At 54.5% G+C, this 14,894-nt stretch carries 11 protein-coding genes; 2 read left to right on the top strand and 9 right to left on the bottom strand.

Features of this window, described 5'->3' with window-relative positions; translation table 11 throughout:
* The first annotated feature begins 27 nt into the window (after positions 1-27).
* Complete coding sequence (gene folA / locus ACI2I2_RS09160) at positions 28-507, top strand: type 3 dihydrofolate reductase (protein WP_404657627.1); 480 nt, start codon at positions 28-30, stop codon at positions 505-507.
* 80 nt (positions 508-587) lie between these two features.
* Here folA and apaH read toward each other — a convergent pair whose 3' ends face one another.
* Genes apaH through lptD form a run of 6 tightly spaced genes read right to left on the bottom strand, consistent with a single transcriptional unit; the run spans position 588 to position 7,329 of the window.
* Entirely contained in the window at positions 588-1,436 is an 849-nt protein-coding gene (gene apaH / locus ACI2I2_RS09155; protein ID WP_404657626.1) for a bis(5'-nucleosyl)-tetraphosphatase (symmetrical) ApaH, read from the bottom strand.
* Positions 1,437-1,451: 15 nt separating this feature from the next.
* Positions 1,452-1,829 carry a Co2+/Mg2+ efflux protein ApaG gene (gene apaG / locus ACI2I2_RS09150; protein ID WP_330982300.1) on the bottom strand — a complete coding sequence of 126 codons (378 nt, stop codon included), beginning with the start codon at positions 1,827-1,829 and terminating at the stop codon, positions 1,452-1,454.
* Positions 1,830-1,832: 3 nt separating this feature from the next.
* A complete protein-coding gene (gene rsmA, locus ACI2I2_RS09145) occupies positions 1,833-2,657 on the bottom strand; it encodes a 16S rRNA (adenine(1518)-N(6)/adenine(1519)-N(6))-dimethyltransferase RsmA (RefSeq protein WP_404657625.1) in 825 nt (274 codons plus the stop codon).
* Positions 2,654-3,643, bottom strand: coding sequence for a 4-hydroxythreonine-4-phosphate dehydrogenase PdxA (gene pdxA, locus ACI2I2_RS09140; RefSeq protein WP_404657624.1), 990 nt, complete (start codon positions 3,641-3,643; stop codon positions 2,654-2,656). Before pdxA ends, rsmA begins: the two co-directional genes overlap by 4 nt.
* Positions 3,643-4,929 (bottom strand): peptidylprolyl isomerase SurA, encoded by a 1,287-nt coding sequence (gene surA / locus ACI2I2_RS09135; protein ID WP_404657623.1) that lies wholly within the window; start codon positions 4,927-4,929, stop codon positions 3,643-3,645. The genes pdxA and surA overlap by 1 nt, the downstream gene beginning before the upstream one ends.
* Before the next feature lie 54 nt (positions 4,930-4,983).
* The gene (gene lptD / locus ACI2I2_RS09130; RefSeq protein ID WP_404657792.1) at positions 4,984-7,329 is read right to left on the bottom strand and encodes an LPS assembly protein LptD; all 2,346 of its coding nucleotides are present in this window, start codon (positions 7,327-7,329) and stop codon (positions 4,984-4,986) included.
* Between the two features lie 261 nt (positions 7,330-7,590).
* Here lptD and djlA point away from each other — a divergent pair, with 261 nt between their 5' ends.
* Complete coding sequence (gene djlA / locus ACI2I2_RS09125) at positions 7,591-8,409, top strand: co-chaperone DjlA (protein ID WP_330982305.1); 819 nt, start codon at positions 7,591-7,593, stop codon at positions 8,407-8,409.
* Between the two features lie 111 nt (positions 8,410-8,520).
* Here the strand turns inward: djlA and rluA are convergent, their stop codons facing one another.
* The 3 genes from rluA to polB form a co-directional block, all read right to left on the bottom strand.
* Positions 8,521-9,180: a bifunctional tRNA pseudouridine(32) synthase/23S rRNA pseudouridine(746) synthase RluA gene (gene rluA, locus ACI2I2_RS09120; RefSeq protein ID WP_404657622.1), complete on the bottom strand. Its 660-nt coding sequence runs from the start codon at positions 9,178-9,180 to the stop codon at positions 8,521-8,523.
* 10 nt (positions 9,181-9,190) lie between these two features.
* Positions 9,191-12,097 carry an RNA polymerase-associated protein RapA gene (gene rapA / locus ACI2I2_RS09115; protein WP_404657621.1) on the bottom strand — a complete coding sequence of 969 codons (2,907 nt, stop codon included), beginning with the start codon at positions 12,095-12,097 and terminating at the stop codon, positions 9,191-9,193.
* A 131-nt stretch (positions 12,098-12,228) separates the two neighbouring features.
* Positions 12,229-14,586 carry a DNA polymerase II gene (gene polB / locus ACI2I2_RS09110; protein WP_404657620.1) on the bottom strand — a complete coding sequence of 786 codons (2,358 nt, stop codon included), beginning with the start codon at positions 14,584-14,586 and terminating at the stop codon, positions 12,229-12,231.
* Between the last annotated feature and the right edge of the window lie 308 nt (positions 14,587-14,894).

Genomic DNA, 14,894 nt, shown 5'->3' with positions numbered 1-14,894 from the left:
CAATTTTTTGCATCCGGGATACTTTCAATGATCAGTCTGATTGCGGCGTTAGCGGTGGATCGCGTTATCGGCATGGAAAACGCCATGCCCTGGAACCTGCCAGCCGATCTCGCCTGGTTTAAACGCACCACGCTGAATAAGCCTGTGGTGATGGGGCGCCTGACCTGGGAATCTATCGGTCGTCCTTTGCCTGGCCGTAAGAACATCGTCATCAGCAGCAAGCCTGGTACTGACGATCGGGTTGAGTGGGTGAAATCAGTCGATGAAGCGATTGCTGCCTGCGGCGACGCGGAAGAGATCATGGTGATTGGCGGCGGACGCGTGTACGAACAGTTCCTGCCGAAAGCGCATCGTCTGTACCTGACGCACATTGATGCGGAAGTCGAAGGCGATACTCACTTCCCGGATTATGATCCAGACGACTGGGAATCAACCTTCAGCGAGTTTCACGACGCAGACGAGCAGAACTCACACAGTTATTGCTTTGAGATCTTAGACCGTCGTTGATGTCGTTGTCCCCGGTGGCGTTTGCTTACCGGGGCCACGTTTTTGTAGGCCTGATAAGCAACGCGCCATCAGGCATTGAATCAGGAAGCCACAGCCTCGTCTTCGCCCAAATCCAGATGGCGATTGGACGGCTGCACAAAGTAAGTTTTATCTTCCCAGCGCAGACAAGTCAGTTCTCCGCCCCAGCAACATCCTGTATCCAGCCCGTAAATCCCTTCTGGTGTGCCTTTGCCTTCCAGCGATGCCCAGTGTCCGAACACTACGCTGTACTCGTCTGTGACCGGTGCAGGGATCGCGAACCACGGCTTCAGCGGGGCTGGTGCGTTTTCCGGTGACTCTTTGGTGTACATGTCCAGTTGGCCGTTCGGGAAGCAGTAACGCATGCGGGTGAATGCATTGGTGATGAAACGCAGACGCGCCAGGCCGGACAGCTCAGTTGACCAGTGGTTTGGCAGGTCGCCGTACATCGCATCGAGGAAAAACGGATAGGAATCACTGCACAGAACGGCTTCCACATCACGAGCACACTGTTCGGCGGTTTCCAGATCCCATTGCGGGGTGATCCCGGCGTGCGCCATGACCAGTTTTTTCTCTTTATCGACCTGCAACAGCGGCTGACGGCGTAGCCAGTTCAGCAGCTCATCAGCATCCGGCGCTTCCAGCAGCGGGGTCAATCTGTCTTTTGGCTTATTGCGGCTGATGCCTGCAAACACGGCCAGCAGATGCAAATCGTGATTACCCAGCACGATACGCACGCTGTCGCCCAGAGACTTCACGTAACGCAGCACTTCAAGCGATGCGGGGCCTCGCGCCACCAAATCGCCCGTCAGCCAAAGGGTATCCTGCCCTGGAGTAAATTCCACCTGCTTTAACAACGCGATCAGTTCATCGTAGCAGCCGTGAACGTCGCCAATAAGGTATGTGCTCATTGTAGTAGTGTTGTATTAATGGATGAGGGCTGGCACGGCCAGACGGAAAACAGGGATATCGATGCTAAACGGATTGCCTTCAGCATCGATCATTTCATAGTGGCCTTGCATCGTGCCGAGCGGTGTTTCCAGCACGGCACCGCTGGTGTACTGATATTCACCGCCTGGAGCAATGTGCGGCTGAACACCAACCACACCTTCCCCCTGAACTTCGGTTTCTCGGCCATGGCCGTTAGTTATCAGCCAGTAGCGACCAAGAAGCTGAACCGATCCTCGCCCCAGATTGCGAATCGTGACCGTATAGGCAAACACATAGCGCTCATCATCGGGTGAGGACTGCGCCTCAATGTAAACGCTTTGAACCTGAATACAGACGCGGGGCGAATTGATCATGGTTTAGCTCTCCTTCGGGGACGCGTTTTCTGACAGCCAGTTCGCCAGACGGCAATACTGGGCTACCGAGATGTTTTCTGCACGCATCGCCGGGTCGACGCCAAGCTCTGTCAGAAGCTCAACAGAGAAGAGGTTGCCGAGGCTGTTACGAATCGTTTTACGGCGTTGGTTAAACGCTTCGGTTGTAATACGACTCAGGACACGCACGTCTTTCACCGGGTAAGGCTTGTTGCTGCCGTGCGGCACCAGGCGGACAACGGCGGAATCGACTTTCGGCGGTGGTGTGAAGGCGGTTGGCGGCACTTCCAGCACTGGGATTACGTTGCAGTAATACTGCGCCATTACACTTAAACGACCATACGCTTTACTGTTTGGGCCTGCAACCAGACGATTGACCACCTCTTTTTGCAACATAAAGTGCATATCGGCAATGGCATCAGTATAGCTAAACAGGTGGAACATCAGCGGGGTAGAAATGTTGTACGGCAGGTTGCCAAACACGCGCAGCGGCTGACCCATTTTCTCCGACAGCTCGCCGAAGTTCATGGTCATCGCATCCTGTTGGTAAATGGTCAGTTTTGGGCCAAGGAACGGGTGCGTTTGCAGACGTGCAGCCAGATCGCGGTCCAGTTCGATAACGGTCAGTTCGTCAAGACGTTCGCCAACCGGCTCGGTCAGTGCTGCCAGACCCGGGCCGATTTCTACCATCGCCTGGCCTTTTTGAGGATTGATGGCTGAGACAATGCTTTCAATCACAAATTGATCGTTGAGGAAGTTTTGCCCGAAGCGTTTTCGGGCTAAGTGGCCCTGGTGGACTCGATTATTCATTGAGAGTTAACAATCATTTTGATGGCGAGATTAAGCGCCGTAATAAAACTGCCGACGTTCGCTTTTCCCTGGCCCGCCAGTTCAAGTGCGGTGCCGTGATCGACGGACGTACGGATAAAGGGTAAACCGAGCGTGATGTTCACTGCGCGGCCGAATCCCTGGTATTTTAGCACGGGCAGGCCCTGATCGTGGTACATCGCCAGGACTGCATCGGCATGGTCGAGATATTTTGGCTGGAAAAGGGTGTCTGCGGGCAATGGACCACTGAGGTTCATGCCTTTTGCGCGTAGCTCGTCAAGCACGGGAATGATCGTCTCGATCTCTTCCATGCCCATGTGTCCGCCTTCCCCTGCGTGGGGATTCAGGCCACAGACCAGAACATGGGGTTCTTTGATGCCAAATTTGGTACGCAGATCGTCATGAAGAATGGTGATCACTTCACGCAATAAATCGCCGGTAATGGCTTCGCTAATGGCTTTCAGCGGCAGATGCGTTGTCGCCAGCGCGACTCGCAGCTCTTCTGTCGCCAGCATCATCACCACTTTCTTCGTGCCTGAACGCTCTTCAAAGAATTCGGTATGCCCGATAAACGGGATGCCTGCATCGTTGATAATGCTCTTTTGCACAGGGCCTGTGATGAGTGCCGCGAATTCACCGCTGGTGGCACCGTCACAAGCTCGGGCTAATGTTTCCACCACATAAGCACCATTCTGAACGTTAAGCGTTCCAGGTATAACGGGAGCGTGAAGGGAGACAGGTAGCAGAGTCAATGTGCCCGCGCGCTGCGGGACAGGCTTTTGAGAGGCCGCGTAAGGCAGAAGCGTTAACGGCAAACCGAGCATTGCTGCCCGGTCTGTTAAAAGCGTTTTGTCGGCGCACACCACCAGTTCAACCGGCCAGTCTAGCTGGGCGAGCTGAACCACGAGGTCCGGGCCAATCCCGGCGGGTTCGCCGGGAGTGATAACAACACGTTGTGGCTGCGTCATTAGTTGCTCAGAATTTTAACGTACGCGCTGGCACGCTGTTCCTGCATCCAGGTCGCCGCTTCTTCAGAGAACTTGCGGTTCATCAGCATGCGGTAAGCACGATCTTTCTGAGCTGCATCGGTACGGTCAACGTTGCGTGTATCCAGCAACTGAATCAGGTGCCAGCCGAAAGAGGAGTGAACCGGTGCGCTGATTTCGCCTTTCTGCAATTTCAGCAGAGCATCACGGAACGCAGGATCGTACATATCCGGCGTACCCCAACCCAAATCACCGCCCTGATTGGCTGAACCTGGGTCCTGAGAAAGCTCTTTTGCCGCTTTGTCGAAGGTGGTTTTACCGCTCTTGATATCAGCAGCCACTTCTTCCAGCTTCGCACGTGCCTGATCGTCGGTCATGATAGGCGATGGCTTCAGCAGGATGTGACGAGAATGAACTTCCGTCACAGAAATGCTTTGTGTCTGACCGCGCAGATCATTCACTTTAAGGATGTGGAAGCCCACACCAGAACGAATAGGGCCGATAACGTCGCCTTTCTTCGCGGTGCTCAGTGCCTGAGCGAAGATAGAAGGCAGTTCCTGAATACGACCCCAACCCATCTGGCCGCCTTTCAGCGCCTGCTGGTCTGCAGAGTAGGTGATAGCCAGTTTACCGAAGTCCGCGCCGCCTTTAGCCTGATCGACGATTGAACGCGCCTGGCTTTCAGCATCCTTGACCTGATCGGAGGATGGGTTTTCTGGCAGTGGGATCAGAATGTGGCTCAGGTTCAGTTCGGTGCTGGCATCATTCTGGTTACCAATCTGGGAAGCCAATGCGTCAACTTCCTGCGGCAGAACAGTAATACGGCGACGAACTTCATTGTTACGCACTTCAGAGATAATCATCTCTTTACGAATCTGTGCGCGATAGGTGTTGTAGTTCATGCCGTCATAGGCCAGACGGCTACGCATCTGATCCATGGTCATGTTGTTCTGTTTTGCAATGTTGGCAATGGCGGCATCGAGCTGGTCGTCGGTGACTTTTACGCCCATTTTCTGGCCCATTTGCAGGACAATCTGATCCATGATCAGACGTTCCAGAATCTGGTGGCGCAGAGTGGCGTCATCCGGCAGCTGTTGGCCTGCCTGGCCTGCACTGCCTTTCACGGACTGCATCATACCATCGACGTCGCTTTCCAGTACCACGCCGTTATTCACGACTGCTGCGACCTTATCGACAACCTGTGGGGCGGCGAAACTGGTATTCGCAACCATGGCGATACCGAGAAGCAGCGTTTTCCAGTTCTTCATACTCTTTCCATTTCAATTAACCGCAAAGGCGGATTACGTTTTTAAACTGTGGCGTTACAAAGAGCTCTGATACGGCATGATCGGCGTACGCAGCATCTGCTGAGTGCCCAGGCCATAGTTAGAGCTCAGGCCGCGCAGTTCAACATTGAAGCCGATGACGTTGTCGTATTTCCCTTGCGCGTTCGGGCTATCCCAACCGTTGAGTTTACGTTCGTAACCCAGACGGATGGCGTAGCAGCAAGAGTTGTACTGTACAGCGAGCATTTGGTCAGCAGGTTTGTTGGCATTGGTGTCGTAGTAATACGCACCGACCACCGACCAGCGATCAACCACTGGCCAGCTTGCTGTCATACCGACCTGAGAAATACCGTCTTTGTACTGTGCACTGTTGGAGTAAGACGGCAGAGTGGCCGTAATATACTCCGGGCTTGCATAACGGTAACTAAATTGCACTAAACGGTCCTGATCGCGGCGGTACTCAATGGTACCGTTGCCGGTGGCGACGTTATCCAGACGAGTATCGTACTGAACACCACCACGCAGGCCCCAGAAGTCGCTCATGCGCCAGTAGGTATCACCAGCCCATACCAGAGAGCCTTTTTGATCGCTGGAAGACCAGTCATCACTCTCATCACCCGTACGAGTCGGGGTGAAGTAGTAGATTTGACCCACGGACACGTTAAAACGTTCAACCGCATTTTCATCATAAACGCGGGAAGTCACGCCCGTAGTGACCTGGTTGGCTGAGGCAATACGGTCGAGACCACTGTAGCTACGGTCACGGAACAGGCCGCTGTAGTCCGACTGCAACAGTGTGGAATCGTACTGCATGATATTGCTCTGATCTTTGTAAGGCACATACAGATACTGAACGCGCGGTTCCAGCGTCTGGATATAGCCCTGAGACCAGTCCATATCACGCTCGAAGACCATTTTGCCGTCAATCTTGAACTGCGGCAGAACACGGCTAACAGACTCTTTCAAATCCGCGTTGTAATGTTGGTTGTACCACTCGACATCGCTTTGCTGATAGTGAGTCGCCATCAGTTTGGCTTCAGTATCAATACTTCCCCAGCCGTTGGACAGCGGCAGGTCGATAGTCGGTTCGATGTGGACACGCGTGGCTTCAGGCAGGTCATCATTGGTGTTAACGAAGTGCGCAACCTGGCCATAAATACGGGTATCAAACGGGCCAACGTCGTTCTGATAGAAGTTCATATCCAACTGTGGCTGCGACGCGTAAGAGCTGTTGCTCTGGGTGTCGAAGACCTGGAACTGCTTGGTGGAGACGGTGGCGTTAAAGTTCTCTACCGCATAGCCGACGCTGAATTTCTGCGTGGCGTAGCCGTCGGTACTTGAACCGTATTTCGAGTCGAAATCGTTAAAGTAATACGGGTCACTGACCTTGGTGTAATCGACGTTGAAGCGCCACACCTGATCCATCACCCCGCCGTGTTTCCAGTAGAACAACCAGCGGCGGCTATCGTCACTTGGGTGCTCGTCGTCATACACCTTGTCAGACGGCAGATAGTCGAATTCAAAGAGGCCAGAACCTGCCTGAGTCAGGTAGCGGAATTCGTTTTCCCACATGATGCCGCCACGCTTTTGCATATAGTGAGGCGTAATGGTGGCATCGAAGTTTGGTGCAATGTTCCAGTAGTACGGCAAGTAGAATTCAAAGCCGTTGTTGCTGCTGTATTTTGCGTTAGGGATCAGGAAACCCGAGCGGCGTTTGTCACCAATCGGTAATTGAAGATACGGGCTGTAGAACACCGGCACAGGGCCAATTTTGAAGCGGGCGTTCCAGATTTCGGCCACTTCTTCCTGACGGTCCTGAATCACTTCGCTGCCGACCACGCTCCAGGTATTGGAACCCGGCAGACAAGAAGTAAAGGTGCCGTTATCAAGAATGGTGTAGCGGTTTTGTCCGCGCTGTTTCATTACATCAGCGGTGCCGCGACCTTGTCTGTCCACCATCTGGTAGTTACCGTCCCAGACGTTGGTATCTTTGGTATTCAGGTTCGACCAGGCTTTCGGACCTTTCAGGATCACCTGATTGTCGTCATAGTGTACATTGCCCAGCGCATCGACGGTTCTCACCGGATCTACCTGACCAGGCACCTGCTTCTGGTGCAACTGCACTTCATCGGCCTGTAAGCGGCTATTACCCTGATTGATATCGACATTGCCGGTAAATACGGCATTATCAGGGTAATTCCCTTTGGCGTGATCGGCATTAATGGTGACAGGCAGACTATTAGTATCCCCCTGCACCAGCGGACGATTATAGCTTGGTACCCCCAGCATACATTGTGATGCGAGGTCGGCCGCCGCACTCTGCTGACTGTAGAGAGCGCTGGCGATCAGGGTAGCCAGAAGGGTGGGAATACGTTTTTTCATACGTTTTATTAGTTGTTCCGTCATCTGTGGCTTCGCGGCTTGCAAACGGTCAGAGACTAACGTACTCATCGTTAACGCGCCAGTGTTAATCCTGCCGCTTCGAGCCAGTGACGTTAGGCACTGTGTAGAATGGCGAGTATGATAAAGCAAATTATAGGTTATGTCCTGCAATGACCATCAGGTCAATGCAGGGAAACTCGCCTTTTATCAAGGCGCAAGAAAATGCCTGCGGCATGATGATTTTGACTATCCGGGGAGTCTATGCAGTATTGGGGTAAAGTGATTGGTGTGGCCGTGGCGCTGATGATGGGCGGCGGATTCTGGGGCGCAGTACTCGGGTTGCTCATTGGCCACATGTTTGACAAAGCGCGTAGCCGCAGACTCAACTTTTTTGCCAACCAGCAGGAACGTCAGTCGCTGTTCTTCGCGACCACCTTTGAAGTGATGGGGCACCTGACCAAATCCAAAGGGCGGGTGACGGAAGCGGACATTCATGTCGCCAGCATCCTGATGGATCGCATGAATCTGCACGGCGAGTCTCGTGTTGCTGCACAGCATGCCTTCCGCGTGGGTAAGGCCGATAACTACCCGCTGCGCGAGAAAATGCGTCAGCTGCGTAGCGTCTGTTTTGGTCGCTTCGATTTAATTCGGATGTTTCTGGAAATTCAGATTCAGGCGGCTTTTGCGGATGGTTCACTGCACCCGAATGAACGTGAAGTATTGTTCGTTATTGCCGATGAGCTGGGCATTTCCCGAGCGCAGTTCGATCAGTTCCTGCGCATGATGCAAGGCGGCGCGCAGTTTGGCGGTGGATATCAGCAGCAATCGCAATCCGGCGGCGGTTGGCAACAAGCACAGCGCGGGCCCACCCTTGAAGATGCCTGTAACGTGCTGGGCGTGAAGTCGACGGACGATGCGGCGACCATCAAGCGCGCGTACCGTAAGCTGATGAGCGAACATCACCCTGACAAACTGGTCGCCAAAGGTTTGCCGCCAGAAATGATGGAAATGGCGAAGCAAAAAGCGCAAGAAATTCAGAAGGCCTATGAGCTCATCAAAGAGCAGAAAGGGTTTAAGTAGTTTGGGAGTTAACCCCTCTCCCGCGGGGAGAGGGGATTGGATTAGTGCCGGTTTTGCTCCCCTCGCCCTGTGGGAGAGGGGCCGGGGGAGAGGGCGTCAGGCCGCAGCGAATTAAAAATCCACCGGCGCTTTAAACGTCATGCTATTGCCAAATTTAGGATGGGTAATCGTCAGCATTTCTGCGTGCAGCAGCAGGCGAGGTGCCATCGCCAGAGCTTCTGGCGTGGCATAAAAGCGGTCGCCCAGAATCGGATGGCCTAGCGCCTGCATATGCACACGCAACTGATGAGAACGTCCGGTAATCGGCTTCAGCAGCACGCGTGCGGTGTTGTCATCGGCATACTCCAGCACCTCATATTCCGTCTGCGCTGATTTGCCTGTCTCGAAACAGACTTTTTGCTTCGGGCGATTCGGCCAGTCGCAGATCAGCGGTAAATCCACCAGGCCTTCTGCCTTTTCCGGATGACCCCAGACGCGTGCCAGATACTGCTTCTTCGGTTCGCGCTCGCGGAACTGCCGCTTCAGCTCACGTTCTGCGGCTTTGGTCAGAGCCACCACAATCACGCCGCTGGTTGCCATATCCAGACGATGAACAGACTCCGCCTCAGGAAAATCACGCTGAATGCGTGTCATCACGCTATCTTTGTGCTCTTCCAGACGACCCGGCACGGACAACAAGCCGCTCGGCTTGTTGACCACCATAATGTGTTCATCCTGATACAGCACCACCAGCCAGGGATCCTGAGGCGGATTGTAGGACTCCAGTACCATAACCTTTTCCTTACTGATGCGTGACGACAATCAGTCGCAGCGCATCCAGACGCCAGCCAGCCTGAGCCAGAGCTTCCATCACCTGCTGGCGATTGCTTTCAATGGCTTCCAGCTCGTCATCACGGATGTTCGGGTTGACGGCTTTCAGCGCTTCCAGACGCGACAGTTCGGCGCTCAGTTTCTCGTCCGCTTCTTGACGCGCCGCTTCAATCAAGGCCTTCGCGGTTTTTTCTACCTGCGCTTCACCCTGTTGCAGAATGGCGTGCACGTCCTGCTGAACAGCGTTCACCAGCTTGCTGCCGGTGTGACGGTTCACCGCGCTTAACTGGCGGTTGAAGGTTTCGAACTCAACCTGAGCGGCCAGGTTGTTACCGTTCTTATCAACCAGCATACGGACCGGCGTTGGCGGCAGGAAGCGGTGCAACTGCAGCTGCTTAGGCGCTTGCGCTTCAACCACGTAAATCAGTTCCAGCAGCAGGGTACCGACCGGCAATGCTTTATTTTTCAGCAGCGAAATGGTGCTGCTGCCTGTGTCGCCGGAAAGAATCAGATCCAGACCGTTGCGGATCAGCGGATGCTCCCAGGTCAGGAATTGCGCATCTTCGCGGGAAAGTGCGACATCACGCTCGAACGTCACGGTACAACCGTCCTCTGGCAGGCCAGGGAAATCCGGTACCAGCATATGATCGGACGGGGTCAGCACGATCAGGTTTTCGCCACGATCATCCTGGTTAATACCGATAATATCGAAAAGGTTCATCGAGAAACTGATGAGCCCGGTATCGTCATCCTGCTCTTCAATGCTTTCTGCCAGCGCCTGCGCTTTTTCGCCGCCGTTAGAGTTGATTTCCAGCAGGCGGTCACGCCCCTGTTCCAGCTGGGCTTTCAGCGCATCGTGCTGCTCGCGGCTGGCTTTGATCAGCTCGTCAAAACCGTCGGTGTTTTCCGGCGCGGCAAGGTATTCAATCAGTTGCGTATGAACGCTATCGTAAATAGTGCGGCCCGTCGGGCAGGTGTGCTCGAACGCATCCAGACCTTCGTGGAACCAGCGCACCAGCACGGACTGAGCGGTTTTTTCCAGATACGGCACGTGGATTTGAATATCGTGCGCCTGACCGATACGGTCCAGACGACCAATACGCTGCTCCAGCAAATCCGGGTTGAACGGCAGATCGAACATCACCAGGTGGCTGGCGAACTGGAAGTTACGGCCTTCAGAACCGATTTCAGAACACAGCAGCACTTGCGCACCGGTGTCTTCTTCCGCAAACCAGGCCGCAGCACGGTCACGTTCCACAATGGACATGCCTTCGTGGAACACGGCGGCGCGAATGCCTTCACGCTCGCGCAGCACTTGTTCGAGTTGCAGCGCAGTGGCGGCCTTCGCACAGATAACCAGCACTTTCTGCGAGCGATGCGCGGTCAGGTAACCCATCAGCCATTCAACACGGGGATCGAAGTTCCACCAGGTACCGGTATCGCCTTCAAATTCCTGATAAATCTGCTCCGGATAGAGCATGTCGCGAGCGCGTTCTTCTGACGTTTTGCGTGCGCCCATAATGCCGGACACTTTAATTGCCGTCTGATACTGCGTCGGCAACGGCAGCTTGATGGTGTGCAGTTCGCGTTTCGGGAAACCTTTCACGCCGTTACGGGTGTTACGGAACAGGACACGGCTGGTGCCGTGGCGATCCATCAGCATGGCAATCAGTTCCTGACGAGCACTTTCGGCACCGTCACGACCACTGTTTGCTGCCTGCAACAGCGGCTCGATGTCCTGCTCGCCAATCAGTTCGCTCAGGGCGTTCATCTGATCGTTATTCAACTGCTCGCCGCTCAACAGCAGAGAAACGGCGTCTGCGACAGGGCGATAATTTTGCTGCTCTTCAACGAACTGCTCGAAATCGTGGAAACGGTTTGGATCTAACAAACGCAGACGGGCAAAGTGACTTTCCATACCCAGCTGTTCCGGCGTTGCGGTCAACAGCAGAATGCCTGGGACACGTTCAGCGAGCTGCTCGATAGCCTGATATTCGCGGCTTGGGGCCTCTTCGCTCCACACCAGATGGTGGGCTTCGTCGACCACCATGATGTCCCATTCGGCATCACAAAGGTGTTCCAGACGCTGCTTGCTGCGGCGAACAAAGTCCAGCGAGCAAATCACTAACTGTTCAGTTTCGAACGGGTTGTCCGCGTCGTGCTGCGCTTCGGCATAGCGCTCATCATCAAACAGCGCAAAGCGCAGGTTGAAACGACGCAGCATTTCCACCAGCCACTGGTGTTGCAGTGTTTCAGGTACCACGATCAGCACACGTTCAGCCGCGCCGGAGAGGAGCTGTTGATGCAGGATCATCCCGGCTTCAATCGTTTTCCCAAGGCCGACTTCATCGGCCAGCAACACGCGTGGCGCATGGCGACGGCCAACGTCGTGGGCGATATGCAACTGGTGCGGGATCAGGCTGGTGCGCTGTCCACGCAGGCCGCTCCACGGCATGCGGTACTCTTCGCTCTGGTATTTACGCGCACGGTAACGCAGGGCGAAGCGGTCCATACGGTCAATCTGCCCGGCGAACAGGCGGTCCTGTGGCTTGCTGAAAATCAGCTTGCTGTCGAGCAGCACTTCACGCAGTACCACGCCTTCTTCTTCGGTATCCAGACGGAACCCGACGTACGCCAGCAGACCATTTTCTTCTTTTACTTCGTCAACGCGCAGCTGCCAGCCGTCGTGGCTGGTAATGGTATCGCCCGGGTTGAACATCACGCGGGTGATAGGAGAGTCGTTACGCGCATACAGACGGTTTTCACCTGTAGCAGGGTAGAGAAGGGTTACCATGCGCGCGTCCAGCGCAACGACTGTCCCTAATCCCAGCTCGCTTTCTGTATCGCTGATCCAGCGTTGACCAAGTGTAAAAGGCATATAATTTGGGCTCTATATCTTTAATTGCAGGCAATAAGTGTCCTCCGCGAAAAGCTTCACGGAGAGTCAAAATTGGGGTCCAGGAATGGAAAGGGCGCTATGGTACTGGAAGCCAGGGTGTTAGTCACCTGTCAAAATAGCCCCAGTTGTCCTGTCAGTAGTGTAGCAAAGTCATCGTGGACAAACGGTAAAATTCCATCAGCAACGGGTTCAAGCTGTTTGCTCAGGTAGTGTTCGTAATCCGGCGGCGACTGCTGATACGCCAGCGGTTCAGGGCCGCTTGTCGTCCAGACGTATTTGATGCTGCCGCGAGACTGGTACTGTAATGGCCTGCCCAGTTTAGCATTTTGTTCATCGGCTAGCCTTGCCGCACGCACATGGGGCGGCACGTTACGCTGATATTCAGCCAGCGGGCGGCGCAATTGCTTGCGATAGACCAGCTGGTCGTCGAGCTGGCCGGACATTAACTTGTCGATGGTCTCACGAATAAAGTCCTGATACGGCTCATTGCGGAAAATGCGCCGATAGAGCGTTTGCTGGAACTGTTGCGCCAGCGGCGTCCAGTCGGTTCGCACTGTTTCCAGGCCTTTGAACACCATACGCTGTTCTTCGCCCTCCTGAATCATTCCGGCATAGCGCTTTTTGCTGCCCGTTTCCGTGCCGCGGATCGTTGGCATCAGGAAGCGGCAAAAATGCGTTTCAAACTCCAGTTCCATCGCGCTGGTCAGGCCTTGTTTTTGCAACTCGTTCGCCCACCATTCATTCACGAACGCAACCAGTTCACGGCCAATACTGGCGGCAGCGTCTTCACTGTGCGCGCGCTTCAGCCAGACAAACGTGGAGTCGGTATCACCGTAAATCACATCGTAGCCTTTCGACTCAATCAGTTCGCGAGTCTGACGCATGATCGCGTGCCCGCGCATGGTGATCGACGAAGCCAGACGAGGATCGAAGAAACGGCAGGCGCTGGTACCCAGAACGCCGTAAAAAGCATTCATGATGATCTTCAGTGCCTGAGACAGCGGCTTATTGTGATGTGCTTTCGCCTCATCGCGACCCTGCCAAATCTGGCCGACGATATCCGGCAGGCAGTGGTTGGTTCGTGAAAACCAGGCGCCGAGGAAACCTTCCGTGCTGTGTTCGCTATCTGGTTGCGCCATCCCTTCCACCAACCCGACAGGATCGATAAGAAAGGTGCGAATGATCGACGGGTACAGGCTTTTGTAATCGAGCACCAGCACGGAGTCGTACAGCCCTGGGCGTGAGTCCATCACGTAGCCGCCAGGACTTGCCTGCGGGGGAACTTCGCCGAGATTCGGCGCGACGTAACCAAGCCGATGCATGCGCGGGAAATAGAGATGGCCAAAGGCCGCGACCGAACCGCCGTGTCTGTCCGCGGGTAAACCATTGACCGTGGCGCGTTCCAGCAGGAACGGCATGATCTCGGTTTTATGGAAAATGCGGGTCACCAGCTCACAGTCTTTGAGGTTATATTTCGCCAATGCGGGCTTATCTTCGGCAAACCGGCGGTCAATTTCGTCCATTCTGTCCCAGGGGTTATCGATGGACTTGCCTTCGCCAAGCAGTTCCTGCGACACGTTTTCCAGCGAGAACGAAGAGAAATTCCAGAAGGCCGATTTCAGCGCCTCAATGCCATCGATAATCAAACGGCCACTGGCCTGGGCGAAGAAAACGCCGTTTTTAAAACCGTGCTCGCGCCAGTCAATTTCCGTGTTACCGCGCCCCAGCATCAAAGGAATTCGGTAGCGTTCGGCATGTTTTTGCAGCACTTTGAGATCAAACTGCACCACATTCCAGCCGATCAGCACATCAGGATCGTGCTCCGCAAACCAGGCATTGAGTTTTTCCAGCAGTTGCGGGCGGCTGGAAACATATTCCAGCTGAAAATCCACAGCAGACTTATCGCCATTTTCCGGACCGAGCATATAGACAATGCGCTGACCACAGCCTTCGAGCCCAATGCAATAAAGCTCGCCATGGCGAGTGGTTTCGATATCGAGTGAGACCCATTTTAACGGCGGGCGATAATGAGGATTGGGTTTCAGGCGGGCGTTGACCAGCGCGTGACCCTGTTGCTCACCTTCGACCCAAACGGGCGCGGTGATAAAGCGTTCCATCAGATAGCGCTCGGGCGGGCGCACATCGGCTTCATAAACCGTAATGCCGTCTTCACGCAGCAGTTTTTCAAGACGCATCAGCTGGCGATGTGAACGGCAATAAAGCCCGAATACTGGCTGGCGGTGAAAATCTTTCAATGCGAGCGGAGCAAGGCGTGCATCTCGCTCACTGCGCAGTAAGCTTTCAGTTTGCGCTCGCTGTGACTCCGGAATAAAAGCCACAGATTCCTGCGGCGCAAGCGTCACCTGCAGCGGGCCGTTATCCGTCGCCAGCCAGAAAGTGACTTCCGTGCCCTGCGGGGTATCCCGCCAGTGACGGGTTAATAAAAAACCTTCTCGCGCCTGCGCCACGCACTCTACTCAAAAAGAAAACCAGGCCTGAGTATAGCCTGGTTGAGGATGTTTTGCTGGGTTTATATACAGCTATTTTTTTTGCCGGATGACGCTACGCTTATCCGGCCTTGTATTATTCCTCTCGTGCAGAAAGAACCGGCCAGTTATTTCTGCCTGCAGTCCGGACGCCGTATCCGGCCTTAGATTTCGAATCTGTACCGTAGATAATTAGCGCCGGACTGCACCTCTCCACATGTGATAAACCGAACAGTATCATGGACCGGAACACCCGGTACCCCGCATTCGCAAGGATGGTTACACGATGG

This window comes from Scandinavium sp. NPDC088450 (assembly GCF_044900545.1).
Taxonomy (GTDB): Bacteria; Pseudomonadota; Gammaproteobacteria; order Enterobacterales; family Enterobacteriaceae; genus Scandinavium.
Note: the sequence above shows the minus strand (reverse complement) of the source record. Positions and strands in the feature narration are given on the sequence as shown.

Coding starts and splice junctions, on each gene's coding strand:
- lptD (WP_404657792.1), bottom strand. CDS start 7,329: ATGAAAAAACGTATTCCCACCCTTCTGGCTACCCTGATCGCCAGCGCT.
- rapA (WP_404657621.1), bottom strand. CDS start 12,097: ATGCCTTTTACACTTGGTCAACGCTGGATCAGCGATACAGAAAGCGAG.
- pdxA (WP_404657624.1), bottom strand. CDS start 3,643: ATGACGCAGCCACAACGTGTTGTTATCACTCCCGGCGAACCCGCCGGG.
- djlA (WP_330982305.1), top strand. CDS start 7,591: ATGCAGTATTGGGGTAAAGTGATTGGTGTGGCCGTGGCGCTGATGATG.
- apaH (WP_404657626.1), bottom strand. CDS start 1,436: ATGAGCACATACCTTATTGGCGACGTTCACGGCTGCTACGATGAACTG.
- apaG (WP_330982300.1), bottom strand. CDS start 1,829: ATGATCAATTCGCCCCGCGTCTGTATTCAGGTTCAAAGCGTTTACATT.
- rluA (WP_404657622.1), bottom strand. CDS start 9,180: ATGGTACTGGAGTCCTACAATCCGCCTCAGGATCCCTGGCTGGTGGTG.
- folA (WP_404657627.1), top strand. CDS start 28: ATGATCAGTCTGATTGCGGCGTTAGCGGTGGATCGCGTTATCGGCATG.
- rsmA (WP_404657625.1), bottom strand. CDS start 2,657: ATGAATAATCGAGTCCACCAGGGCCACTTAGCCCGAAAACGCTTCGGG.
- surA (WP_404657623.1), bottom strand. CDS start 4,929: ATGAAGAACTGGAAAACGCTGCTTCTCGGTATCGCCATGGTTGCGAAT.